The sequence below is a fragment of the Micromonospora radicis genome (assembly GCF_003583405.1).
In the GTDB taxonomy this organism is placed as follows: Bacteria; Actinomycetota; Actinomycetes; order Mycobacteriales; family Micromonosporaceae; genus Micromonospora; species Micromonospora radicis.
Genome location: NZ_QXEC01000026.1, coordinates 12776 through 37151, shown reverse-complemented (window position 1 = coordinate 37151; position 24376 = coordinate 12776). Strand labels below are relative to the sequence as shown.

21 protein-coding genes, 1 tRNA gene, 1 other RNA gene and 1 pseudogene are annotated in these 24376 nt (G+C 68.6%); 17 read left to right on the top strand and 7 right to left on the bottom strand.

The features are described from left to right. The first annotated feature begins 38 nt into the window (after positions 1–38). Positions 39–2984, top strand: coding sequence for a preprotein translocase subunit SecA (secA, locus tag D2L64_RS22135; protein WP_119579135.1), 2946 nt, complete (start codon positions 39–41; stop codon positions 2982–2984). A gap of 392 nt (positions 2985–3376) precedes the next feature. Here the strand turns inward: secA and D2L64_RS22130 are convergent, their stop codons facing one another. Together D2L64_RS22130 and D2L64_RS22125 are read right to left on the bottom strand one after the other, a co-directional pair. After that, positions 3377–4036, bottom strand: coding sequence for an Rv3235 family protein (locus D2L64_RS22130; RefSeq protein ID WP_119579134.1), 660 nt, complete (start codon positions 4034–4036; stop codon positions 3377–3379). Positions 4037–4156: 120 nt separating this feature from the next. Next, on the bottom strand, positions 4157–4384 hold the full coding sequence (locus tag D2L64_RS22125; RefSeq protein ID WP_119579133.1) for a helix-turn-helix transcriptional regulator: 228 nt from the start codon (positions 4382–4384) through the stop codon (positions 4157–4159). Positions 4385–4603: 219 nt separating this feature from the next. Here D2L64_RS22125 and D2L64_RS22120 point away from each other — a divergent pair, with 219 nt between their 5' ends. Next, positions 4604–5122, top strand: coding sequence for a DUF6912 family protein (locus D2L64_RS22120; protein ID WP_119579132.1), 519 nt, complete (start codon positions 4604–4606; stop codon positions 5120–5122). 12 nt (positions 5123–5134) lie between these two features. On the opposite strand, the gene D2L64_RS22110 is transcribed toward D2L64_RS22120, so the two are convergent. Further along, positions 5135–6214, bottom strand: a complete 1080-nt coding sequence (locus tag D2L64_RS22110) for a hypothetical protein (RefSeq protein ID WP_233559090.1) — start codon at positions 6212–6214, stop codon at positions 5135–5137. A 299-nt stretch (positions 6215–6513) separates the two neighbouring features. Here D2L64_RS22110 and pruA point away from each other — a divergent pair, with 299 nt between their 5' ends. The 8 genes from pruA (at position 6514) to D2L64_RS22070 (ending at position 14056) form a co-directional block, all read left to right on the top strand. Continuing rightward, entirely contained in the window at positions 6514–8142 is a 1629-nt protein-coding gene (gene pruA, locus D2L64_RS22105) for an L-glutamate gamma-semialdehyde dehydrogenase (RefSeq protein WP_119579131.1), read from the top strand. 199 nt (positions 8143–8341) lie between these two features. Continuing rightward, positions 8342–8860, top strand: coding sequence for a PadR family transcriptional regulator (locus D2L64_RS22100; RefSeq protein ID WP_119579130.1), 519 nt, complete (start codon positions 8342–8344; stop codon positions 8858–8860). 126 nt (positions 8861–8986) lie between these two features. Continuing rightward, positions 8987–10108 carry a peptide chain release factor 2 gene (prfB, locus tag D2L64_RS22095; protein WP_119579129.1) on the top strand — a complete coding sequence of 374 codons (1122 nt, stop codon included), beginning with the start codon at positions 8987–8989 and terminating at the stop codon, positions 10106–10108. Between the two features lie 118 nt (positions 10109–10226). Next, on the top strand, positions 10227–10907 hold the full coding sequence (gene ftsE, locus D2L64_RS22090; protein WP_013731749.1) for a cell division ATP-binding protein FtsE: 681 nt from the start codon (positions 10227–10229) through the stop codon (positions 10905–10907). Between the two features lie 69 nt (positions 10908–10976). Further along, positions 10977–11852 (top strand): permease-like cell division protein FtsX, encoded by an 876-nt coding sequence (gene ftsX, locus D2L64_RS22085; protein WP_119579128.1) that lies wholly within the window; start codon positions 10977–10979, stop codon positions 11850–11852. Positions 11853–12006: 154 nt separating this feature from the next. Beyond that, a complete protein-coding gene (smpB, locus tag D2L64_RS22080; RefSeq protein WP_119579127.1) occupies positions 12007–12486 on the top strand; it encodes an SsrA-binding protein SmpB in 480 nt (159 codons plus the stop codon). A gap of 108 nt (positions 12487–12594) precedes the next feature. Further along, positions 12595–12970, top strand: a transfer-messenger RNA (tmRNA) gene (gene ssrA, locus D2L64_RS22075). Positions 12971–13096: 126 nt separating this feature from the next. Next, positions 13097–14056 carry a hypothetical protein gene (locus tag D2L64_RS22070; RefSeq protein WP_119579126.1) on the top strand — a complete coding sequence of 320 codons (960 nt, stop codon included), beginning with the start codon at positions 13097–13099 and terminating at the stop codon, positions 14054–14056. A 21-nt stretch (positions 14057–14077) separates the two neighbouring features. Here D2L64_RS22070 and mdlC read toward each other — a convergent pair whose 3' ends face one another. Further along, on the bottom strand, positions 14078–15673 hold the full coding sequence (gene mdlC, locus D2L64_RS22065; protein WP_119579125.1) for a benzoylformate decarboxylase: 1596 nt from the start codon (positions 15671–15673) through the stop codon (positions 14078–14080). A 271-nt stretch (positions 15674–15944) separates the two neighbouring features. Between mdlC and D2L64_RS22060 the strand changes: the two genes are divergently transcribed. From D2L64_RS22060 to D2L64_RS22050, 3 genes are all read left to right on the top strand, one after another. Continuing rightward, on the top strand, positions 15945–16535 hold the full coding sequence (locus D2L64_RS22060) for a YqgE/AlgH family protein (protein ID WP_119579168.1): 591 nt from the start codon (positions 15945–15947) through the stop codon (positions 16533–16535). 89 nt (positions 16536–16624) lie between these two features. Continuing rightward, positions 16625–16697 (top strand) — tRNA-Ala (locus D2L64_RS22055). Between the two features lie 435 nt (positions 16698–17132). Continuing rightward, complete coding sequence (locus D2L64_RS22050) at positions 17133–17330, top strand: hypothetical protein (protein ID WP_147376284.1); 198 nt, start codon at positions 17133–17135, stop codon at positions 17328–17330. 137 nt (positions 17331–17467) lie between these two features. Here D2L64_RS22050 and D2L64_RS22045 read toward each other — a convergent pair. Then, positions 17468–18619: pseudogene (locus D2L64_RS22045) on the bottom strand (IS3 family transposase). Between the two features lie 268 nt (positions 18620–18887). On the opposite strand from D2L64_RS22045, the gene D2L64_RS22040 reads away from it, so the two are divergent. Next, a complete protein-coding gene (locus tag D2L64_RS22040) occupies positions 18888–19973 on the top strand; it encodes an IS110 family RNA-guided transposase (protein WP_119579123.1) in 1086 nt (361 codons plus the stop codon). Positions 19974–20313: 340 nt separating this feature from the next. Then, a complete protein-coding gene (locus D2L64_RS22035; protein ID WP_119579122.1) occupies positions 20314–20895 on the top strand; it encodes an RNA polymerase sigma factor in 582 nt (193 codons plus the stop codon). Between the two features lie 692 nt (positions 20896–21587). Here D2L64_RS22035 and D2L64_RS27130 read toward each other — a convergent pair. Together D2L64_RS27130 and D2L64_RS28040 are read right to left on the bottom strand one after the other, a co-directional pair. Further along, entirely contained in the window at positions 21588–22175 is a 588-nt protein-coding gene (locus D2L64_RS27130; RefSeq protein WP_147376283.1) for a peptidase inhibitor family I36 protein, read from the bottom strand. A gap of 341 nt (positions 22176–22516) precedes the next feature. After that, entirely contained in the window at positions 22517–23074 is a 558-nt protein-coding gene (locus D2L64_RS28040) for a hypothetical protein (RefSeq protein WP_147376282.1), read from the bottom strand. On the opposite strand from D2L64_RS28040, the gene D2L64_RS22025 reads away from it, so the two are divergent. Both D2L64_RS22025 and D2L64_RS22020 read left to right on the top strand, forming a co-directional pair. After that, complete coding sequence (locus tag D2L64_RS22025) at positions 23046–23855, top strand: IS630 family transposase (RefSeq protein ID WP_119579120.1); 810 nt, start codon at positions 23046–23048, stop codon at positions 23853–23855. The two genes, D2L64_RS28040 and D2L64_RS22025, sit on opposite strands and share 29 nt — an antisense overlap. Continuing rightward, positions 23848–24354, top strand: coding sequence for a hypothetical protein (locus tag D2L64_RS22020; protein WP_119579119.1), 507 nt, complete (start codon positions 23848–23850; stop codon positions 24352–24354). Before D2L64_RS22025 ends, D2L64_RS22020 begins: the two co-directional genes overlap by 8 nt. Positions 24355–24376 lie beyond the last annotated feature (22 nt).

Below are 24376 nucleotides of genomic sequence, written 5' to 3'. Positions count from 1 at the left end.
CTACGATGGTTCGAGACTGTCTAGGGGAGCGTTGATCCGTGTCGATTCTGGAAAAGGTCCTCCGCGCGGGCGAGGGGCGCATGGTACGCCGCCTCAAGGCGATCGCCGCCGCCGTCAACTCGATCGAGGACGACTACGTCAACCTCACCGACGAGGAACTGAGCGGCATGACCGAACAGTTCCGGGAGCGGCTCGCCGAGGGGGAGACCCTTGACGACCTGTTGCCCGAGGCGTTCGCGGTCTGTCGGGAAGCGGCGGCGCGGGTGCTCGGCCAGCGGCCGTACGACGTCCAGGTGATGGGTGGCGCGGCGCTGCACTTCGGCAACATCGCCGAGATGAAGACCGGTGAGGGTAAGACCCTGACCTCGGTCATGCCGGTGTACCTCAACGCGCTGTCCGGCAAGGGCGTGCACGTGGTCACGGTCAACGACTACCTGGCCCAGCGGGACGCCGCCTGGATGGGCCGGGTGCACCAGTTCCTCGGCCTGTCCGTCGGCGTGGTGCTGCCCAACCGGCCGGCGAGCGAGCACCGCGCGGCGTACGAGTGCGACATCACCTACGGCACGAACAACGAGTTCGGCTTCGACTACCTGCGCGACAACATGGCCTGGTCGAAGGACGAGCTGGTCCAGCGCGGCCACAACTTCGCCGTGGTCGACGAGGTCGACTCCATCCTGATCGACGAGGCCCGGACGCCGCTGATCATCTCCGGCCCGGCCGAGCACTCCGCCCGCTGGTACGGCGAGTTCGCCGCCGTGGTGGCCCGCCTGCAGTCCGGCAAGGACGGCGAGGGCGACTACGAGGTCGACTACGCCAAGCGCACCATCGCCGTCACCGAGCGGGGCGTGGCCAAGGTCGAGGACCGGCTCGGCATCGACAACCTCTACGAGTCGGTGAACACCCCGCTGGTCGGCTACCTGAACAACGCCATCAAGGCCAAGGAGCTGTACAAGCGCGACAAGGACTACATCGTCAGCGACGGCGAGGTCCTGATCGTCGACGAGTTCACCGGCCGCATCCTGCACGGTCGTCGCTACAACGAGGGCATGCACCAGGCGATCGAGGCCAAGGAGGGGGTGGAGATCAAGCAGGAGAACCAGACCCTGGCCACCATCACCCTGCAGAACTACTTCCGCCTCTACGACAAGCTCTCCGGCATGACCGGTACCGCCCAGACCGAGGCGGGCGAGTTCAACAAGGTCTACAAGGTCGGCGTGGTGACCATCCCGACCCACCGGCCGATGGTCCGGCAGGACCGGGCCGACGTCATCTACAAGACCGAGAAGGCCAAGTTCAACGCGGTGATCGAGGACATCGCCGAGCGGCACCAGGCCGGGCAGCCGGTGCTGGTCGGCACCGTCTCGGTGGAGAACTCCGAGATCCTCTCCCAGCTGCTGCGCCGCCGGGGCATCCCGCACTCCGTGCTGAACGCGAAGTTCCACGCCCGGGAGGCGGAGATCGTCGCCCAGGCCGGTCGCAAGGGCGCGGTCACGGTCGCCACCAACATGGCCGGCCGGGGCACCGACATCCTGCTCGGTGGTAACCCCGAGTTCCTCGCCGCGAGCGAGCTGCGCCAGCGCGGCCTCGACCCGGAGGAGCACGCCGAGGAGTACGACAAGGCCATGGAGGAGGTCCTGCCGAAGTGGAAGCAGGCCTGCGACGCCGAGGCCGAGGAGGTGGCCGCCGCCGGTGGCCTCTACGTGCTGGGCACCGAGCGGCACGAGTCACGGCGGATCGACAACCAGCTGCGCGGTCGCTCCGGCCGGCAGGGCGACCCGGGTGAGTCGCGGTTCTACCTGTCCCTGCAGGACGAGCTGATGAAGCGGTTCCGCTCCGGTGCGGTCGAGGCGGTGATGGAGCGCTTCAACATCCCGGAGGACGTGCCCATCGAGTCGAAGATGGTCACCCGCCAGATCAAGAGCGCGCAGGCCCAGATCGAGGGGCAGAACGCCGAGATCCGCAAGAACGTCCTCAAGTACGACGAGGTCATGAACAAGCAGCGCCAGGTGATCTACGCCGAGCGGCTGCGCGTACTCAACGGCGAGGACCTCTCCGAGCAGGTCCGCAACATGATCGACGACATGGTCGAAGCGTACGTCCGGGGTGCGACCTCGGACGGCTACGCCGAGGACTGGGACCTCGACCAGCTGTGGACGAGCCTCAAGCAGCTCTACCCGGTGGGCATCACCATCGAGGAGATGGAGGAGGAGGCCGGCGGATCGCGGGGCAGCCTCGACGCCGACTTCCTGATCTCCCGCTTCAAGGAGGACGCGAACGCCGCGTACGACCGCCGCGAGGAGCAACTCGGCGCCGAGGGCACCCGGCAGTTGGAGCGGATGGTGCTGCTCCAGGTCATCGACCGCAAGTGGCGTGAGCACCTCTACGAGATGGACTACCTCCAGGAGGGCATCACACTGCGGGCGTACGCCCAGCGGGACCCGGTGGTGGAGTACCAGCGCGAGGGCTTCGCCATGTTCACCACCATGATGGAGGGCATCAAGGAGGAGACGGTCGGCTTCCTATACAACCTCGACGTGCAGGTCAACGAGCCGGAGCCGGAGGCCGAGGAGGTCCAGCTGCTGGACAAGCCGGTGGAGATCCGGGCCAAGGGCCTGGGCCGCGCGCCGCAGCAGCAGGGGTTGCAGTACTCCGCGCCGACCATCGACGGTGAGGCCGGAGCCGGCGCGGTCGCCGTGCAACGCGAGGACCAGCAGGCCCCGGCGCTCGGCATCGGTGGCCCCGCCCCGGCCGCCCCGGCGGCACCCGGTGGGACGGCCCCGAGCGCTCCCCAGCGGTCGGCCGGTCACCGCCCCGCCGGTGCCCAGCGCGGTCCGGGCGTGGCGTCCAGCACGGCCCGCCAGGCGGCGGTCACCGGGCAGGCGGCCGCCAGCAACGGTCCGTCCCGGAACGCGCCGTGCCCCTGCGGCTCGGGACGCAAGTACAAGCGGTGCCACGGCGCCCCTGGCGGCACCTCGGCCAGCTGACCGACCCGTCGGCTCGACCGAGCGTGGCCGACGCGGGCTGCCCGCGTCGGCCACCGTCGGGCTTTCCGGGTCGGGTTGGCCGCGTCGGGTTGGCCGCGTCGGGTTGGCCGCGTCGGGTTGGCCGCGGTAACGCCGAGGGGCGATCGCCTCTCTGATCGGCCTTCGCTGATTCGGCGGCATGGTGTATTCCCCGGCCCCGGCCGGCGGGCATCGTGTGGTCCGTCGTGATTGCAGTCAGAAATCATTATTTCTCTGTGCAATCACGCGGCACCGCAGTGTGTCACCCGCTCGTGCCGATCTTCCGATCCCGGATAAACGTAACGATCCCGGATAAAAGCAACGATGTCGCGACCCAGGATCGGCGCGGTCCTGCCGGCGTGCGCCGTGCGGGTTCAGAGGACGCGAAGGTCGGTGCAGAGCCAGCTGCCGCGCCGGTGATCCAGACGTACCGCCATCGCCCAGCTGGTGCCGGCGGCTCCGGTGAGCACCGCGGCGGCTTCGATGGCGGTCGAGTGGAGTTCGCAGACGCGCAGGCGGCGCAGTCGCAGCGTGGGGTGGGCCGAGCGATGTCGCGAACCGCCCCGGGCGGCGGCCCGCGCTGCCGTACCCCGAGCGGTGGCCCGCGCTGCCCCACCCCGGGCGGTGGCCCGCGCCAACTCGGGCAGGAGCAGCGCGGCACGGGCCGGATCGAGTTGGTGTCGTAGCTGCACCGGCGCCCGGAAACCGTTGAACACCTCCAGGCAGTTGGCGACGAAGCGGTGGGCGACCTGGGTGGCCACCGGGGTGGCGGTGGCCAGGGCGCCCGGCGGTAGCTGGCGGGAGGGCCTGGGGCGGGCGGGCGCCGGACGTGACGCGCCGCGTGGGGCGGAAGCGCGGTCGGGCTCGCGCCGTGCGGGTCGCTGCTGGGCGCCGAAGAAGTCGAGAGTGAGTTGGTCGTCGCTCGGGCGGGGCCAGGCGCCGTCGCCCTCGTCGACGCAGGGCGGGTCGAACGCGGGTGCCGGTCGCAGCCGTACGGGCGGTCGGCTCGGTCCAGGTCGGCGACGGTCGATCATCCCTGCCCTCACTCTCGCGGATACCCGAGATTGCCTTCGTTTGCCTTCGTTTGCTTCCGGGTAAGGCTCATTGTTGAGCAAGGGAGAGTCGTTGGTCAATGGTCGGCAGGGTGCCCGCGGCTACTCGGGATCGCGCTCGGCCAGCGGATTGGTGCGTACCCACTCGGCAGTCTCGGCGTACTTGCGCTGGATGTACTCCTCCAGCCGGGGGCGCTCCACCCGCCACTGACCCCGCCCGCCGATCTTGATGGCGGGGAGTTCGCCGCTGCGTACCATGTGGTAGACCTGCGAGTCCGACACGTTCAGCTCGGCGGCCACGTCGGACAGCAGCAGGAACCTCGGCTCCACCTAAACTCCCCAGGTTGGCGTCGTTTGCCTCAGTTTGCCATCACGGACTGACGTGAACGCAAACACCGGTCCGGCAACTGCCGGTCGTCGGACACACCCGGTGGCGCCGGAACTTTCGCCGGAGCGGGTACGGGGTGTATGACGGTCAGGGCGTACGGCGTGACCGTGCGGCCGGCCGGCGGTGTCGCCGGCCGGGGAACAGAGCGGGGGAGACCAACGGTGACCGACGAGCTAGTCCGGGTGTACCTGCCGGCGACCGTGCCGATGCTGGCCCGGCTGCCCGAGCACGGCCTCACGGCGGCCCAGGCGCACGCCGTGACCCCGATGCTGCGGGAGTGGTACGCGGAGGGTGACGAGGAGGAGCTGGAGTACGTCGCCTTCACCCGTGCCGCCCAGGACGCCCTGCAACTGCTGCGGCACGACAGCGCGGCACCGCGTCGGCGGGTGGTGGTGTCGGTGGACCTCCCGGTGTCGGTGCTCGGCCGTGGCGATGGCGAGCTGGGTTCCAGTGTGGTGGAGCTGCGTGGGCCGGTACCCGCCAGTGCCGTGGCGGCCCTGCACGTCGACGGGGCGGACGCCGTGGCGGATGTCGCTGCCGCGGCGAAGGTGGTGGCGGAGGCGTTGGCGGGTGACCCGGACGCCCAGTTCACCGTCGACGGTGCCGAGGACCACGAGCTGGAGTGGTACGACCCGAGCGAGCTGGACGTGCTGCTCCGGGCCGCCGCCGGCCCGGAGTGACCGGCGGCCGACTCAGCGGAGGTCGCCCCCGGTCGGGTTGGGCTCGGCCGGGCCGGACTCGGCCGGGCCGGACTCGGTCGGGCCGGACTCGGTCGGGCCGGACTCGGCCTCGTCGGGGTCGGGCGCCGGGGTGAGGGTCCGCCCGAAGACGATCATGGCGGTCAGGGCGCCTACGAACAGCACCCAGATGCCGTTGTCCACCCGTGAGGTGCCCAGCGAGGTCTGGGCGATCGCGTCCGCCTCGCTCAACGCCGCGGCCAGGTCGATCAGGGACCGCCCACCGACCCGGATGATCACCTCGGCGAGCAGCAGCAGGAGCCCGGGGCCCGCCCCGGCGACCAGGTACGCGGGCCAGCGCAGTCCGGCCCCGTCGGTGCCGCGCCGGGCGGCCCGTCGGCGAGCCCAGGTGAGGTAGCCGAACGCCAAGCCGCCGGCGAGGAGACCGGCGAGCAGCGATTCGGTGCGCGAGACCCAGGTTGCCGCGGTGACCAGCGACTGCTGGCTGTCACCGGCCCCGAACAGGTCGAACAGCGGGTCGCGGGCCACGCTGAACGCCACCACGAAGGCCAGCGTGCCGAGCGCGGCGGAGACGACGGCACCGACCACCGCCCCGCTGCGGGAACCGGCCAGAGCGCCGCCGATGACCGCCGCCGCGGCGGCGGTGCCGGCGATCGTGCGGGTGGTGGTGTTGCCCACGTAACTGAGGTCGATGGTGAGCGCGGTGGCCAGGCCGACGACCAGGCCGGCGCCGATCGCCACCGCGAACCGTAGGGTGCTGCGATCGCCCCGCCGGCTGACCGGCTCGGCGACGGCCAGCCCCACTGCGGCACCGGCCACCAGGGCTGCCGAGATCACGCCAGGCAGCGCGAAGGCCGACAGGCTCACTGCGGTGACCCCGGCGGTGGCCGAGTTGATCGCCTCGCGGGTCGACCAGAGCATCGCCGCCAGCCAGCCGACCGCCAGTATCGCCAGCCCGAGGCTGCCGGGAGCGTGCGGTGGCCGCCGAGCCGAGGTGTCGACTCCGTCGGCCGGATCGACGCTCTGGGACCGGTCAGCGGGCACGACGGTCGGCCCGCCGGGCTGGTTGCTCATCGTCTCCCCTTCGCCGCCAGGCCCGTCGACCCGGCCCGGTACGTCACCGGCAACCCAGCGTACGCGGCCGCCCCGACCCGGGGATCGAACCCCGCGCGCCGCCACTGCGGCCTGCATTCCTTCGGCACTTCGTGCCGTGAAGGTACGAATCGGTGTCGAACAAGACCAACAACCTCTAGATCATTGGTTCCCGGGCGGCCGTGGTGTGCTCGGCCGACGCTGAGCGTGGGAGGATTGCCCGAGGTCCCGCCACCGCGGGACCGGTTTCGTCACCGCCGTCGAGATCGCCAGGAGCCCTGATGGACGCCGTGTTCTCCGTACCCGAGCCGCACAACGAGCCGGTACGCACCTACCAGCCGGGTAGTGCCGACACCGCGCGGCTCCAGCGGCGGCTCGTCGAACTGGCCGCCGATCGGATCGACCTGCCGATGACCATCGCGGGTGAGCAGCGGATGGCCGGTGGCGAACAGATCCAGGTGGTGCAGCCGCACAAGCACGCCCACGTGCTCGGGGTGACCGGGCACGCCACCCACGACGACGCCCGGGCGGCGGTCCGGGCCGCCAAGGAGGCGGCACCGGGTTGGCGCGCGCTGCCCTTCGAGGAGCGGGCCGCGATCTTCCTGCGCGCCGCCGAACTGCTCTCCGGCCCGTGGCGGGACACCCTCAACGCGGCCACCATGCTCGGTCAGTCGAAGACCGCGGTGCAGGCCGAGATCGACTCGGCCTGTGAGTTCATCGACTTCCTCCGGTTCAACGTGTACTTCGCCCGCAAGCTCCTCGCCGAGCAGCCGATGTCCTCGCCCGGGGTGTGGAACCGGTTCGACCACCGGCCGCTGGAGGGCTTCGTCTACGCGGTCACCCCGTTCAACTTCACCGCGATCGCCGGCAACCTGCCCTCGGCGCCGGCCCTGCTGGGCAACACCGTGGTCTGGAAGCCGGGCCCCACCCAGCAGTTCGCGGCACACTTCACGATGCGGCTGTTCGAGGCGGCCGGCCTGCCCCCCGGTGTGATCAACATGGTCACCGGCCGGGGCGAGGAGGTCTCCGACGTGGTGCTGGCCGACCCCGACCTGGCCGGCATCCACTTCACCGGCTCCACCAAGGTCTTCCAGCAGCTCTGGCGCACCGTCGGGGAGAACATCGCCGGCTACCGGGGCTACCCCCGGCTGGTCGGTGAGACCGGTGGCAAGGACTTCGTGGTGGCGCATCCCAGCGCCGACGTCGACGCCCTGCACACCGCCCTGATCCGGGGCGCCTTCGAGTACCAGGGCCAGAAGTGCTCGGCGGCCTCCCGGGCGTACGTGCCACGGTCGATGTGGGAGAGCGGCCTGCGCGACCGGCTGGCCGCCACCGCGGACGGGCTGGCCTACGGCGACGTCACCGACTTCCGTAACTTCGGCGGCGCGGTCATCGACGACAAGGCGTTCGCCCGGCACACCGCGGCGCTGGAACTGATCTCCGGCGACGGCAGCTGCCGGATCATCGCCGGTGGCACCGCCGACGACTCGGTCGGCTGGTTCGTCCGGCCGACGATCTTCGAGTGCGGTGACCCGGCGCACGAGACGTTCACCACCGAGTACTTCGGCCCGATCCTCGGCGTGCACGTCTTCGACGACGCCCGCTTCGACGAGGTGGTCGCCCAGGCCGAGTCGATCGCCCCGTACGCGCTGACCGGGTCGATCTTCGCCACCGACCGCCGGGTGGTCGACGCGGTGGCCGAGAAGATGCGGTACGCGGCCGGCAACTTCTACATCAACGACAAGCCGACCGGTGCGGTGGTCGGGCAGCAGCCCTTCGGTGGCGCCCGGGCCAGCGGCACCAACGACAAGGCCGGCTCCTGGCACAACCTGGTCCGCTGGATGTCCCCCCGGACGATCAAGGAGACCTTCGTCCCGCCGACCGACCACACCTACCCCCACATGGGCTGAGCGGTGAGGAAGGGCCCTTCCTGACGCCCGGTGCACAGGAAGGTCCCTTCTTGACGGCGCCGCTGACCGGAGTGGCGTGCCGCGGTACGTAGGCCCGACGCCGACCGTCGCGCGCCGACAGTGCACATAGGAAACCCCAATGGGTGGCGAAACGGTGAAATCCTGGACGGCGGCGCGGCAAAGTGGCAGCGTAAGGGGCATGGCGGAATCCGGAGTCAACCCCACGGCGGCGGCCCTGCTCGGGCTGCTCCACGAGGGTCCCATGACAGGTGGCCAGTTGATGGCCGCCGCTGAGCGCCGGCTGGCGCCGTACTGGTCGATGACCCGCAGTCAGGTCTACCGGGAGCTACCGGTGCTCGCCGACAAGGGCCTCGTCCGGCTCGGTAAGCCCGGGCCGCGGATGAGCCAACCGTACGCGATCACGGCCGCCGGCAAGCGGACCTTCTCCCGCTGGCTGGCCGAGGATCCCGGCCGGGACACCATCCGTAACCCGATCGCCCTGCGCATCGCCTTCGGGCAGCTGCACTCCGCGAGCCAGCTGAAGAGCCTCCAGGCGGCCGCGAACGAGTACCACACCGAAGCCCTGGCGCGGGTCCGCGAGCAGGCCAAGAACGCCCGCAAGGAAGGCGACACGTACGACGCGAGCGCGTTGGAGTTCGCCGTGGCGTACCACAAGGCCGCCCTGTCCTGGCTGAAGAGCGCCCCGGTCAGCAGCTGACCACCCCCTTCTCGGCTCGGGACTGCGGGGCTGACGAGCCGACTCCTCGCCCGAGCGGCGTGTTTTTGGCTCGGGACTGCGGGGCTCGCAAGCTCACTCCTCGCCCGAGCAGTAGTCTTGTCTGTCGTGACCGCTGCCGACTACGCCGAACAGCTCAAGGAACTCGACGCCACCCTGCGCAACATCGAGGCGGTGCTCGACCTCGACCGCCTGCGGGCGGACAAGGAACGCCTGGAGCAGGAGGCGTCCGCCCCGGACCTGTGGGACGACCAGGCCCGGGCCCAACAGGTGACCTCGCAGCTGTCGTACGTCAACGGCGAGATCGACAAGCTGGGCTCCCTGCGTTCGCGGCTCGACGACGCGAACGTGCTGCTGGAACTCGCCGAGGCCGAGTCCGACTCCGGCGTGCTCACCGAGGTCGAGTCGGAGATCACCGGGCTGGCCAAGGCCATCCAGGAGATGGAGGTCCGCACCTTGCTCTCCGGCGAGTACGACTCCCGGGAGGCCCTGGTGGCCATCCGGGCGGGTGCCGGTGGCGTGGACGCGGCGGACTTCGCCGAGATGCTGCTGCGGATGTACCTGCGCTGGGCCGAGCGGCACGGCTACCCGACCGAGGTGTACGAGACCTCGTACGCCGAGGAGGCGGGCCTCAAGTCGGCCACCTTCACGGTCAAGGTGCCGTACGCCTACGGCACCCTCAGCGTCGAGTCCGGCACCCACCGCCTGGTCCGGATCAGCCCGTTCGACAACCAGGGACGCCGGCAGACCAGCTTCGCCGGGGTCGAGGTGCTGCCGGTGGTGGAGCAGACCGACCACATCGACATCCCCGAGAACGAGATGCGGATCGACGTCTACCGGTCGTCCGGGCCGGGTGGGCAGAGCGTCAACACCACCGACTCGGCGGTGCGGATCACGCACATCCCGACCGGCATCGTGGTGACCTGCCAGAACGAGAAGTCGCAGTTGCAGAACAAGGCGTCCGCGCTGCGGGTGCTGCAGGCCCGGTTGCTGGAGCGCAAGCGCCAGGAGGAGCAGGCCAAGCTGCAGGGCCTGAAGACCGACGCGGCGGGCTCGTGGGGCGACCAGATGCGGTCGTACGTGCTGCACCCTTATCAGATGGTGAAGGATCTGCGTACCGAGCAGGAGACCGGCAATCCGACCTCGGTCTTCGACGGCGAACTGGACCCGTTCATCGAAGCCGGTATCCGTTGGCGCAAGCAGCAGCAACTCGCCGGCGACGGTGCGTGATCGATCGTGGGCGGAGTGCGTCATCGATCTCGACGTGACGTGCTGAATCAATGACATGTCCCGCAACGGCGGGGCGTAGGACTTGGCACGACCGTTACACCGCGTAGACTCACCACCCGTGATTCAGCTTGAGCAAGTGACGAAGACGTACCCGAAGGCGTCGCGGCCTTCGCTCGACAACGTGTCCGTGTCGATCGACAAGGGCGAGTTCGTCTTCTTCATCGGTCCATCCGGCTCCGGCAAGTCCACGATCATCAAGATGCTGCTGCACGAGGTGACCCCCAACAAGGGTCGCGTCGTGGTGAACGGCAAGGACGTCACCTCCATGAGGTCCTGGAAGCGTCCGCACTTCCGCCGCTCGATCGGCTGCGTCTTCCAGGACTTCCGGCTGCTGCCCAACCGCACCGCGTACGAGAACGTGGCCTTCGCCCTCGAGGTGATCGGCAAGACCAAGGCGGTGGCCCGCCGGGTCGTGCCGGAGGTGCTGGAACTGGTCGGCCTCGGTGGCAAGGAGCACCGCTACCCGCACGAGCTCTCCGGTGGTGAGCAGCAGCGTGTCGCGGTGGCCCGGGCGTTCGTGAACCGCCCGTTGATCCTCCTGGCCGACGAGCCGACCGGAAACCTGGACCCGGACACGTCCATCGAGATCATGCGTTTGCTGGACCGGATCAACCGCACCGGTACGACCGTCGTGATGGTCACCCACGACTCCAACATCGTGAACCAGATGCGCCGCCGGGTCATCGAGATCGAGAGCGGCCGGATCGTTCGCGACCAGGCCCGCGGCGTCTACGGGTGACGAGGCCGACCCACCGCACCCCGATCTGACGACTAACACCTCACGCCGGAGAGCCGGAGGAAAATCCCGATGCGGATGAAATACGTCCTGTCCGAGGTACTGGTCGGACTGTGGCGCAACGTGACGATGACCATCGCGATGATCATCACGTTGGGTGTCTCACTGACCATGCTCGGCGCCAGCGGCCTGATCTACACCAAGGTCGCTGACATGAAGGAGCTCTACTTCGAGAACATCCAGGTGTCGGTCTTCCTGAAGACCGACATCTCCGAAGATGAGCGGGTCGCGCTGGGCGCCCGGCTGGAGTCCGACCCGCTGGTCTCGCAGGTCACCTACGTCAACAAGGACGAGGCGTTCCAGCGCTTCCAGGAGATGTTCCGCGACTCCCCGGACCTGCTCAGCGCGGTCAAGGCGGACCAGCTGCCCGAGTCCTACCGGCTCAACCTGGTGAACCCGGAGGAGTACAAGACCATCTCGGAGCAGTACGCCTCGGCCGAGGGGGTCGACCAGGTGGTCGACCAGAGTCAGGTGCTCGACAAGATCTTCAACCTGTTCACCGCCGGGCAGAACGTCGCGCTGGCCGCCGCCGTCGCGATGGCCGTCGCCGCGTTGCTGCTGGTCGCCAACACCATCCAGGTCGCCGCGTACAGCAAGCGGCGCGAGGTCGCGGTCATGAAGCTGGTCGGCGCCTCGAACTGGTTCATCCAGGCGCCGTTCGTGCTGGAGGCGGTGGTCGCCGGCCTGATCGGTTCGGTGCTCGGCCTCGGTGCCCTGGTCGCGCTGAAGAAGTTCCTCTTCGACGACGCACTGAGCGCCCTGCAGGGGCTGTTCGCCCCGGTCAGCTGGGGTGAGGTGCTGCTGACCTTCCCGATCATGGCCGGGGTCGGCGGCCTGATCAGCGCGGTCACCGCCTGGGTCACCCTCCGGTTCTACCTGCGGGTCTAGCTTCGGTGCGACGAGGGCCCTGCGACGCCGGAATAAACGGCGGCGGAGGGCCCTTGTCGTTCGGGTAGCATGATCTCCGCTTCGCGGGCGGGGGGCACATCCGCTTCGCGGCCGGTCGCGGTCGGGAGCGCACGGGAGAGGAGGTGGTGCCGCGATGCCACGGGAGAAGGGGCGCAAGGTCGTCGCCTCCAACAAGAAGGCCCGGCACGACTACGCCATCCTCGACACCTACGAGGCGGGCATGGCGTTGACCGGCACCGAGGTCAAGTCGCTGCGTGCCGGGCGGGCGTCGCTGGTCGACGCGTTCGCCCAGGAGCGCGACGGTGAGCTGTACCTGCACGGCATGCACATCCCGGAGTACACCCAGGGCACCTGGACCAACCACGAGCCCCGGCGGACCCGGAAGCTGTTGCTCAAGCGGCTGGAGATCGACCGGCTGATCGGCAAGACCCGCGAGAGCGGGCTGACCCTGGTGCCGTTGCAGGTCTACTTCTCCGACGGCTGGGCCAAGGTGGAGATTGGCCTGGCCAAGGGCAAGAAGGCGTACGACAAGCGCCAGGACCTCGCCAAGCGGGATGCCGACCGGGAGATCCAGCGAGTCGTGGGCCGGCGAGGTAAAGGGATGGACGACTGATTTGTCCGGATTTTCCTTGCGTCCGGTCGGCGACCGGGCACCGGGATGATTCCGGTTGCGGCAGGCGTTACGCTTGTCGGAGCCGCCGGAGATTCGGCGGCCTGTCGAGGGGGTGACTGGTTTCGACTTCGTACGTTGCGGCAGGGGAAGCGAGCCGAGGAAGCCGACGTCGTCTCGAGAATCGTTCGTCGGAAACCAATAAGCGCCAAGAACAATCGCGCTGACTTCGCTCTCGCCGCCTGAGGCGAGTAGCAAGTCTGTCGGCCTGGGAGCGCCTTCGACCCAGTTAGCCGGCATCAGCTAGAAGGCTGGCCAACCGGACCCGGTCGCGGGGTCCGTGCGGCGAGATCAATCAGCGACTGGGCCCGTCACACCGACTCGCTCGCGTGATCGGAGGGGCCGAGTAGAGGCACAGCGAGCTGCGCTCGGAGAAGCCCTGACAAGGCGGCGAAGGACCCGGGTTCGATTCCCGGCACCTCCACCACCCGTACTGTGCGCCTCGGTCGGACGACCGGGGCGCACAGTCGTCTCCAGCCGGGAACCGGCCGCGGTGGGCGGAACCGGCCGCGGTGGGCGGAACCGGCCGCGGTGGCGACCCGTCCGAACCGGTATGCGTCGATCAGCCGCCCTGCTGGGCCTGCCCCTGATGATGATCCTGGCCGGGTGCGCCCCGGCGGCCACCGAGCCGCTCGGGCCCGGTGGCGCGGTCGGCACCCCGCCCGACGCAGCGCAGCGCCAGGCGGCGTTCGACCGACGGGCGACCGAGATCGCCGGGGCATGGCCGCCCGGCGGGACGTGGACCAGCGGGTACACGCCGCTACAGGATCCCACCGTGCTGGTCGGGGAGCCCGACTTCACCCCGGCGACCGAGGCCGCCTTCCAGGACGGTTGGTACCGGACCGTCGTCACCCTGCCCGACACCCGGCCCGCCGACGGTACGGCGCGCTTCCTGGACGGCTCGACCGAGCTGCCGCTGATCAGTGCGGCCGAGGCGTACCGGCAACTGAACCAGGGGGGCCAGGGAGCCTGCCCCGAAGCGGAACCCGCCACCGCGCCGCCGGCCACGGCCGGACCGGACGCGGCGGTGAGCAGCCGGCCGCAGGGCGCCTGCGCACCGCTGACCGTCACGAAGGTCGAGCTGGGCACCGCGCCGGTGCACACCACCCGGGGATCGGCGCAGGTGCCGGCGTGGTTGTTCACCGTGGCCGAGATCGGTGCGATGGTCGCCCGGGTGGCGGTCGTACCCGGCGCGGTCGGTGCCGTGCCCGAGCCGCACACCCCGCCCGCGCCGACCCTGCGGGATCTGGTGAGCGCCCAGGACATCGAGGCCGCCGACGGTACGACGATCACCTACCGGCTCGGTGTGGGCAGCTGCGACACCGGGATCACCCCGCTGGTGCAGGAACACGACCACGTGATCGTGGTCGGCGGCACCGTCGTCCTGCCCACCGACGGCTGCGACGACATGCTCAACCTGCATCCGGTCGAGGTGACCCTGGCGGCACCCGTGGGCACGCGGCTGGTCCTGGACGCGCTCAGCGGCGCCCCGCTGCGACTCGCCACCGGTTGACCGCCGGCGGCGGCTGCCAGCTCAGAGGATCGGTGGGATGTCGGTGCGGATCGGCACCGGCAGCACCGTCGGCCCCTCCGCCCGCAACGCCGTCCCGAGCGCCTCGCCGAACTGCTCGGGCGTGTCGGCGACGGTCGTGGCACAGCCGTAGCCGCGGGCGATCGCGGTGAGGTCCAGTCCGGGCAGGTCCAGTCCCGGTACGCCGGGGGTGTTCTTGAGTTCGGCGAACGCCTTGAGGATGGCGTACTGCTGGTTGACCGGGACTACGACGGCCAGCGGCAGGCGCAGCTGGGCGGCGGTCCACAGTGCCTGCACGGAGTAGTGGAACGAGCCGTCGCCGATCACCGCGACCACCGGCCGGTGCCGGCCGGTGTCGCGCTGGGCCAACGCGATGCCGACGGCCGCCGGCAGGCCGTAGCCGAGCCCGCCGCTGGCCATCGTGAAGTACGACCCGGGGCGGGTGAACCGTAGCCGGCGGCGCAGCGCGGAGAGGTTGGACGGTGACTCCTGCACCAGCACCCCGTCCTCGGGCCAGTACCGGGCCAGCGCGGCGAAGAGCGCGTCGGCACTGAGCGGGATGGTGTCCTCCACCGGGGCCGGCTCGGGCGGTGGCGGTGGCGGTCGGCGGTCCACCGGCGGCACCAGCTCGGTCAGGGCGGCGAGGGTGAGCCCGGCGTCGCCGAGCAGGCTGTCGCCGACCGGTGCGCGGGCCGCCTCGTCGGGATCGTCGGTGACGTGCAGCAGCCGGGCGCCGTCGGGCAGCGGATCGCCGGGTACGTGCGGGTAGTAGCGGAACACCGGTGCGCCGACCACCAGCACCGTGTCGTGCCCGCGGAGCCGCTCCGCCAGCGGGCCGGCGGCGAAGGGCAGGACCCCCTGGAAGTGCGGGTGGTTCTCGGGAAAGGCGGTCCGCTCCGGTGCCGGTGCCGACCAGACCGGCGCGGCCAGCCGCTCGGCCAGGGCGACCGCGGCCCCCCAGGCGTCGGCCCGGTCGACCGCGGCGCCGAGCACCACCACCGGTGACCGGCTGTTCGCCAGCGTCGTGGCGAAGTCACGCAGCCGTTGCGGGTCGGGGGCGAACCGGGTGGCGACCGTGCGGGCCTGTGGCGGCGGGTCGGCGGGCTGCACCCAGTCGTCCAGCGGCAGGGAGAGGAAGACCGGCCCGGCCGGCGGCTGGACCGCGCTCGCGTAGGCCCGCATCAGCGCCGCCGGTACGTCCTGCGCGCGGACCGGCTCGTGCGACCACTTGACGTACGGCTGGGGCAGCTCGGTGGGGCGGCGGGCGGTGAGCCGGGGTTCCAGCAGCAGCATCTCCCGGGTCTGCTGACCGGCGGTGACGATCAGTGGGGTGCGATTGTGCCAGGCGGTGACGATGTTGCCCATCGCGTTGCCGGTACCCGGTGCGGTGTGCAGGTTGACATGCGCGGGCCGGCCGGTGACCTGGGCGTACCCGTCGGCCATGCCGACCGCCGACGCCTCGTGCAACGCGTGCACGTAGTGGAAGTCGTCGGGGAAGTCCTGCAGGAAGGGCTCCTCGGTCGAGCCGGGGTTGCCGAAGACAGTGGTCAAGCCCAGCGCGCGGAGGAGGTCGTAGGTGGTGTCGCGGACCGTTGCCATCGCACTGAATCTAGCCGGGCAACTTGCGGAAGAAAGGCCATTCGCCGGTGCTCGGGTTCGTCCACCGCCGGTCCGGGGCACCCCTACCTGCCCGCCCTGTGCGGACACCGACCACTGCTGTCGATCAGCCGACGATCGGACCGTCGCCACGGTCCGGGCCGCAGGCTATGGTGCCAGGCATGGCAATGACAGCGCGGACGGCACCGGTGGGGCCTGCCGTCGTTGCGGGTGACCGGTTCCGCCGCCGGTGCGCGGCTGGTGGGTGCGCCTGATGCAGGGAGAGGGGCAGGCGATCGGCGGGCAGGCTACGGAGTCGATGACCGGGAAGCTGCTGGTGGCGACGCCCGCGCTGAAGGACCCGAACTTCGACCGTACGGTCGTGCTGCTGGTCGCCCACGAGCCCGGTGGCGCGCTCGGTGTGGTGCTCAACCGGGCCACCGAGGTGCCGGTGGCGGACGTCCTGCGGGAATGGGGCGACCTGGCCCGACACCCGGCGGTGCTGTTCGAGGGCGGCCCGGTGCAGCCCGATTCGGCGATCTGCCTGGCCCGGATGCGCCAACCGGTCCGCCGGCTCAAGGGCTTCCACCAGGTCTCCGGCGCGGTCGGCACGCTGGACCTGTCGGTCGATCCGCATCGGCTGCGGGAGAACGTCCAGAGCATCCGGGTCTTCGCCGGGTACGCCGGCTGGGGGACCGGGCAGCTGGAGCAGGAGGTCGAGGACGGCTCCTGGTTCGTGCTGGAGGCGCTGCCCGGCGACGCCTTCGTCGAGCGGCCCGACGACCTGTGGCCGATGGTGCTGCGCCGGCAGGGCGGCATGATGGCCGCGGTGGCCCATTTCCCGCCGGATGTGGCGCTCAACTGACCCGACGGGCGCGACACCCCGCGAGATGACCATGCCGAGGGGTGTGTGTATAGTTCTCTCCGTGCCCGGGCGACCGGGCGCGACCGCAAGGGGCCGTGGCGCAGCTGGTAGCGCACCACACTGGCAGTGTGGGGGTCAGGGGTTCGAGTCCCCTCGGCTCCACCCGAAACCGCAGGCCAGCGGCATTTTCAAGCGATGCTTGTGAATGTCGCTGGCTTCGCGTATCACCTCGTCTCACGAGGTGAAGGCTGTTGGGCCTCCTGGGATGGCCTGCCCCAGCCGTCGGGGCAGCCGCGAACCGTCCTTCTTCCGGAGCGATGTGCCTGGTGGTAGTGGCTGCGTCGGCCCGTTGGCCCGCCCGGCTCGTCGAAGTTTGCCGGGTCCGAGACCGTCAGCAAGGCACAGCACCACATCGAATCTGTGCTGGTGTGGCAACGCCTGGGTAGCCGTGAGTACCGTGTCCGATGCCGTCCTGCCGGGCTGCGGGCCGTGATCACTGCCGTTCGGTGTCGCGGTCTGAGCTGGGGGTCGGAGGTGTCGGCGAGCGGCAGCTACCAGATCCACCGGCTAGCCGGGGTACGGAGGCACGAGGCCGAGTTGGGCATCGGCATTCGGGGCATGGAGCCGGGGTGGGAACACTGGTCGGACGATGAGTGGACAGCCTGGTACGAAACGACGCCGTCTGAGCCCGATGTGATGGCGATGGCCGGTCGCTGGAGCATCGACCCGAGTGCTATCGACGACGCCACCGTGACGGCGACCGGCATCCACGGGCTACCCCCGATCGGCCTCTAACGCCCACAGTGACGATCCGGGTTGTAGGTTCTCGGTCCCCCTTGCGTACTCTGATCGGCCACGTCCGTCGAAACCAGTCCGGCCCAACGGATCTTGTTCTCACGGAGTGAGGTTCCCCTTGGGATGTGGACACCGGGTTACGCCGCGACTTGGTGGAGTGTAGTTGGTGTGAGGGTTTGTTCGTAGTCGGCGGGGCTGAGGTAGCCGAGTGCGGAGTGGCGGCGTCGGTGGTTGTAGAAGGCGATTCATCGGAACACGTCGCGGCGGGCGTCGGCCTCGGATGTCCAGCGTCGGTGGTCGACGTCGAGTTCACGCTTGCAGGTGGCGAAGAAGGCTTCGGCCAGGGCGTTGTCGTACGACGAGCCGATGCGTCCCATCGAGCGGCGGATGCCGTGCCGTTGGCAGGCGTCGGTGAAGTCGGCACTGCTGTACTGCTGCCCGCGGTCGCTGTGGAAGATCACGCCGTCAACGCGGCCGCCGCGGGCGGCGACGGCCGTGTCGAGGGCGTCGATGACCAGGCTGGTGCGCATGTGGGTGTTGATCGACCAGCCGATCAGTCGGCGGGTGGCGATGTCGATGACGGTGGCCAGATACAGCCAGCCGGCGCCGACGCGCAGGTAGGTGATGTCGCCGCACCAGCGCTGGTCGGGTGTGGTGGCGGTGAAGTCGCGGCCGAGCAGGTCCGGCGCCGGCGGGGTGGCCGGGTCCGGGATGGTGGTGCGTTTGCGGCGGCGAAGGTGCCGGCCGACGACGTCGCGTTGCCGCGTGATTCGCTCGACCCGCTTGCGGTTGACACGCACACCTTGGGCGCGTAGCTCGACGGTCACCCGAGGGGATCCGTAGGTGCCGTCGGAGTCGGCGTGAACCTGGGTGATCTGTGCGGCGAGGGCGTCCTCGGCGGCGGCGCGGGCCTGACGGGCGGGTTCGCTGCCGGTCCAGCGGTAGAACCCGGAGCGGGACACCGCCAGGACTCGGCACAGCCGCTTGACGCCGAAGGTGGCGCGGTGGGCGGAGATGAACCGGAAGCGGCTGGTCACCGATCCATCTCCTTCGCGAAATAGGCGGCTGCCTTGCGCAGCATCTCCTTCTCCTGCCGCAGCTCAGCCATCTCACGCCGCAGACGGGCGATTTCGGCGTCCTTGTCCGCCACCGACACCCCCGTCACCGGAGGCAGCCGTACCCGTACCGGTCTGCCGATCCCGCTTACGAACCCAGTTCCGCAGGGTCTCGTGACTCATCCCCAGCTCACGGGCGACCTGGTTGATCGGCCGCCCCGACGAGTGGACCAGGTCGACCGCGTCACGCTGAAACTCTTCCGTGTACTTCGATTGTGAGACTGGTGCGGCATCGTCGTTGGCCGTGGTCTGACCCGTACTTCGATTGGCTTCCTGCCTTGCGTCCGATCTGTCGGCTGCGGCCAAGGGCGGTGCTGTCCGCCGCCGGGCCGGCGGGGTGTGTCCCGATAGGGGCCTTGCCGCATGAGGCACCGTCACAGTCCTGACCATCCCAGCGGGCCCGGCGACGAGCAACGCCGCCAACTCCTGAGGAGCCCGCCGCATGACCGACCTGCTCAAGGCAGCAGTCCACACCCGTGCCGTCTCATCTGGCTCGGACAGTGAAGTCGTCCTTGGCATCGACACGCACAAGGATGTCCACGTCGCCGCTACGGTCAGCACCATGGGCGTACTCCTGGGCACCCGAACGTTCCCGGCCACCGCGGCTGGCTACGAACAACTGCTTACCTGGGCCCGGACACACGGCACGGTGCAGCGTGCCGGCGTCGAGTGCACCAGTTCGTATGGCGCCGCGTTGACCCGGCACCTCCACGACCACGGCATCAAGGTCATCGAGGTCAACCAGCCCGACCGAGCCACGCGTCGCCGACGCGGCAAGACTGACGCGATCGACGCCGAAGCCGCCGCCCGAGCGGTCCTGTCCGGGCGGGCAACCATCACGGCAAAGACGACCAACGGTGCGGTGGAAGCACTGCGCCTGTTCAAGCTCGCCAAAGACTCCGCGAACAAAGCCCGTACTCAAGCAATCAACCAGCTCAAAGCCGTCCTCGTCGGTGCCGACCCCTCGCTACGTGAGGCGCTGAGCGGGCTCGGACCCAAGACACTCTTCCGCCGCTGCGCCGAACTCCCGCTCCCAGCGGCAACGGCCTCGATCACCGCCAAGGCGGTCGTCCACACCCTGCGGCTCCTTGCCCAGCGCATCCACCAGCTCACCGCCGAGATCCGCGACCTGGAGCGCCAGCTCACCGAGACGATCACCGCAACTACGCCAGAGCTGCTTCAACGGCAAGGCGTCGGACCGGACAGCGCCGCCGCCCTGCTCATCGCCGCCGGCGACAATCCCGAACGGATGCAGCACGAAGCTGCCTACGCCGCGCTCTGCGGCACCAGTCCGGTCGAAGCCTCATCAGGCAAGACCCAACGGCTCCGCCTCAACCGAGGCGGCGACCGTCAAGCGAACGCTGCCCTCTACGGGATCGTGATCACCAGGCTGCGATGGGACCAACGGACTCGCGACTACCTCGACCGGCGTCTCGCAGAAGGCAAGACCCGCCGCGAAGCCATCCGCTGCTTGAAGCGATACGTCGCCCGCGAGATCTTCACGATGCTCCAACCAGCCGCCGCTTGACGACCATAGGGGCATCGGACGCCCCAACGGGGACACCCCTTCCTCTGGACCAACGTCCAGTCTCAGGGTGTCCACGTCTCAGGGGGAAGCCCAAGGTGAGGAGGTGCCGTGATGACGGCGACACTGGACGATGTGACCGGACGGAAGAAGCGGGCTGAGCCGCCAGCCTTTCAACCTCTGTAGTCCCGGCTTGGTAGCTCGCAGGCGGCTTCCGTCGACCGGGATGCCGGATGGGCCGGCCCTGTGGCGGGGCAACTACCACCATAGTCCTGGGACACGTCGCTGGGTGTAAGAAACTCCGGGGTTTCGAACAAGTACGGGTAGACGCATCTCTGGAGGCATGGTGCCCGCCGAACATACACGCGCTGCCGTAGCAGCGGATCGACAGCGACTGACCGACCTGTTCCTTCGCCACGGGGACGCGATCTATGCATATGCCAGTCATCGGGTGACCGCTGAAGCTGCTAAGGATGTAGTGAGTGAGGTTTTTGCAGTGGCGTGGCGTCGGCTCGACTCTATACGTCCCGGAGAGGAGCGCCCATGGCTATTTGGTGTCGCACGGCGCGTTATTGCCACCGAAAAACGGCAAGTCGCTGATTGGGTCGCGCTGCACCAGCGCCTACAGGAATTCCCCGGCGAGGGCCTCGCTGACCATGCGGACGGTATCGTCGAGCAGCGCGAGGTGGTAGCTGCCCTGGGCAGACTCAGCGAGGCGGATCGCGAAGTCCTGCTGCTTCGCTACTGGTATGACTTGGCGGGACGCGATGCGGCGATCGCGGCGGGCTGCAGTCAAGCGGCTCTTGCGGTTCGCTTGCACCGAGCGAAACGTCGTTTTGCGGAAATAATTCGATTGAAGATCACCCAAAGTGGATCGACTACTCATTCGAATGCAGGTCAATCTCAAACAGGAGCAGCGCGTTGAAACTCTCGAACGATCAGGTGGAAAGGCTCCTCCGCGGGTCAAGGCCGGATCTATCAAACGGATATGCCCGCGGGACGGACGGAAAAGCAGTATTGAAAGACGTGCTGACGACAGGACAAAGATCCGCCAAGCGGCGTCGGCCCTCGCTCCGCGCCACGCTTGCAGCCACGGCGTTGGGGGTAGTGTTTGTTGGTGGGGCTACGGCGGCAATCGCCCGTTACGATGCGCCAATTGCCTCGCCCGAGTACCTGCCGGCCTCCGATTCGGCCTTTGTGTGTTCGACAGAAGGCCTTCAGAGTCAGGCGGAAACCGGCCTTGAGGAAGGAGAAGAACCAGTTGATGCGTGTCGCAGGATCTGGCGCCGAGTCTTCGATGAAGAAGCGCCGCAAAGCTTATTCTCGTGCGTGATCGGCGGGCCGACCCCTTCGACACAGGAGCCAATTCAGCCGCCGGCCGGAAAGCTAATCTATATCATAGATGGCGATAAGTTTAATAACGCTCCCGAGACCTGCGGGTCTGTCGGTCTTCAGGTGGCTCCCGTACGCCCGAGCACTTCGTCGCCGCAAGCTCCCGAGACAGGCTCCTCTTACCCTGTCCCGCCTACTCCGGCTCTTGAGAGCACTCGTGCAAGTTAGCGGACAGATCAGGCGTGCCCGGAGAAACTCTCCGGACACGCCTGATGTGCCGCTACGTTACGGCCAGTTCGGCTTCCAGGGAGAAGGAACGGGGCCGCAGACATGCACGCCGTCGATCCTGTCGTTAGCGTTCCCTCCGCCCGACTCAGCGGCGTCTAGCGCCAGATTGGCTCGCCGAGTGCCAGCAGCAACTGACAAGATTCTGTCCCAATTATTGTTGCCCACGTGGTCGTAGAAGTACGACCAGGTCCCACTACTCTGGTTGTTGTTGATGGACGAAATCTTGTCGTTCCACACACCGCCGCCCGGATAGGCGTAGTTGCCCAAGTTCCATTCCCGGCCGCACACCGTGAAGTTGAGACTGGGGTTAGTGTACTGTCGGTGCGCGTAGGCGCACATGTAAAGGCTGGGGCACGGCGGGTCTGCTTCTGCCCCCCGCGCCCCGCCGTTAGCTGGCGGCAGCTGCATTATCAGCCCGGGGGCTAGTTCGATTTCCGCCGGACCAATCTGACGGGAGCCCGGCGTGCGCTTCAGGACGTCGGCGATGCCCGCCGCCAATTGCCTCTCGGTGGGCGCCACGGTTGCCGACTCCCAGTCGTAACTGTCACTCGAGGCCGGTGCGGCGATACCCGACGCGGGGGTCATGAGTAAAGTCACGCAAGCAGTCACTGAGGCTGCCGCCAGAACCCTGACCAGCCGAAATGCAGGTTTTGACAAGATAGGACCCTTCCCCGTCGATTGAACTTCGGTGACCGAGTGCAACCTGCAATTCACAGCGAGTGGTTGACTACGTCAATGCCTGTAATTTTTTCCGAAAGGAGATACTCCGACAGTCATTTGGGGGAGATTGACCCATTTGAAACAGCCAGATGAAGTAGGAGCCCGAGTGGCGACAAGAGCCGCAGGTCGGCCACTTGGACCCCCAGGGCCATTGCGTGTTGGTGTAACTGCTGGTCACGGCCTCAATCAGCACGGCCGTTTCAAGATCACTTTGTGGGTTCGGGGATGGCGAATGGTCTGGTCATGTGACGGCTGGCCCAGCGGGTGGCTTCGGTGATGTCAGGGCGGCCGGCCAGGCGTAGCGCGTTGATGGCGAGGTTACGCAGCGAGGCGAGGATGCGGGGTCCGGATCGGGTGCGCACGGTGGTGTGGTCTTCGCGGTAGTAGGTGTCTCGGATCCAGTGCAGGGCTTCGATGGCCCAGTGGCCTTGAACGTAGCCGGCGAGGTCGGCGGGTCTGGCCTGGTGAGGGGTGTGGCTGGCCACGCCGAGTTGAGCGACGGCGGACAGGTGCCGGCCGGTGGTGTCGGTGACGTAGCGTTCGATCAGCCAGACCTGGTTGACGTGCGGGAACGGCAGATCGGGTGGGGCGGGCAGAACCTGGATGGTGCGGCGGGTGATCCGTCCGTGTCCGGTGTCGACACTGCTGTGGGCGATCGGCGTGTCCGCCCAGGACAGCGCGTTCAGGGTGTCGAACAGTGCCCGTCGGTTCTCCTTGACCGCGAACACGAATTGCTTGCCGTTCTCGACCTGGAGCCTGGCCAAGCTGGCCGACTTCCTGGTCGCTGAGGGGGTGGTTGACGACATCAGCCACGAGGGCCTGCGGGTCCTGCTCCGCGAGGAGGGCGTGTCGTTTCAACGCGTGAAGACCTGGAAGACCTCCCGCGACCCGGACTACGCCGCCAAGAAGGCCCGGGTCGAGCACCTCTACGCGATCGCTGACGGTGAGGTCATAGCGGAGGACGACGAGCCCGAGGTCGTGTTCTGCCTGGACGAGTTCGGTCCCCTGAATCTCCAACCTCATCCTGGACGGCAGTGGGCCGAGCGCGGTGGACGGCACAAGGACCCTGACCGCGAGCCCAGGCCCCGCAGGCGGGCGACCTACACCCGACCGCATGGGATCAGGCACCTGTTCGCCGCCTACGACCTGGGCAAGGACAAGCTCTACGGCCACATCAAGCCGACGAAGACCCGCACACGGTTCCTGGAGTTCTGCCGCTACCTGCGCAGCCTGCACCCGCCGCAGACCCGCATCGCGATCGTGCTCGACAACTACTCCCCGCACCTGACCACGAAGAAGGACACCCGGGTCGGCGACTGGGCCACGGCCAACAACGTCGAACTCGCCTACACACCCACCAACAGCTCCTGGCTCAACCGCATTGAGGCCCAATTCACCGCCCTGCGCTACTTCACCCTCGACGGCACCGACCACACCAGCCACAAGCAGCAGGGCAGCATGATCCGCCGCTACATCATCTGGCGGAACAAGAACGCCGCCGACGAACGCCTACGCGAGGTAGTCAACAGGGCGAACGTTGCCTGATGCGGCACTAGATCAGCTCTTCGAGCGACACGGCCTCGTCGGAGCGCATCCTGGGGTCAACTTCTTCGACGGCGACAGGAACATCGGGGAAGCCGATGTCGTCCTACTGTTCGCCGACGGGAGCCTCGTACCCGTCGAGGTGAAGCGCCGTATCGCGGGAGCGGACCAGCGTATGGCTGAGTCGCTGGACGTCTTGTCGGAAGCACTTCGGGCACCGTACGACATCGTCGCGGTCACCCAGCCGGCCCGCGACTGCCCCGAACTCCAACGGTTCGCACGTGAGCTTCCGGACCGCCCCCGGCTGCTCCTCACCGACGACCAACTCCACGCGAAGCACGCGATATTCATGCTGAACGACAACCCGTTCGCGTGGTCGCCGCAGGACGAGGAGGCGGAGAGAACCGGACAGGAGCAGTTTCTCGACATGCTGGCCTGCGACGAACTCACCGCACCGCAGGACTGGGTGAGCGAACAGCTACTGACTCGCGACTTGTCATGATTTACGCCGGGGCTTGGCTCAT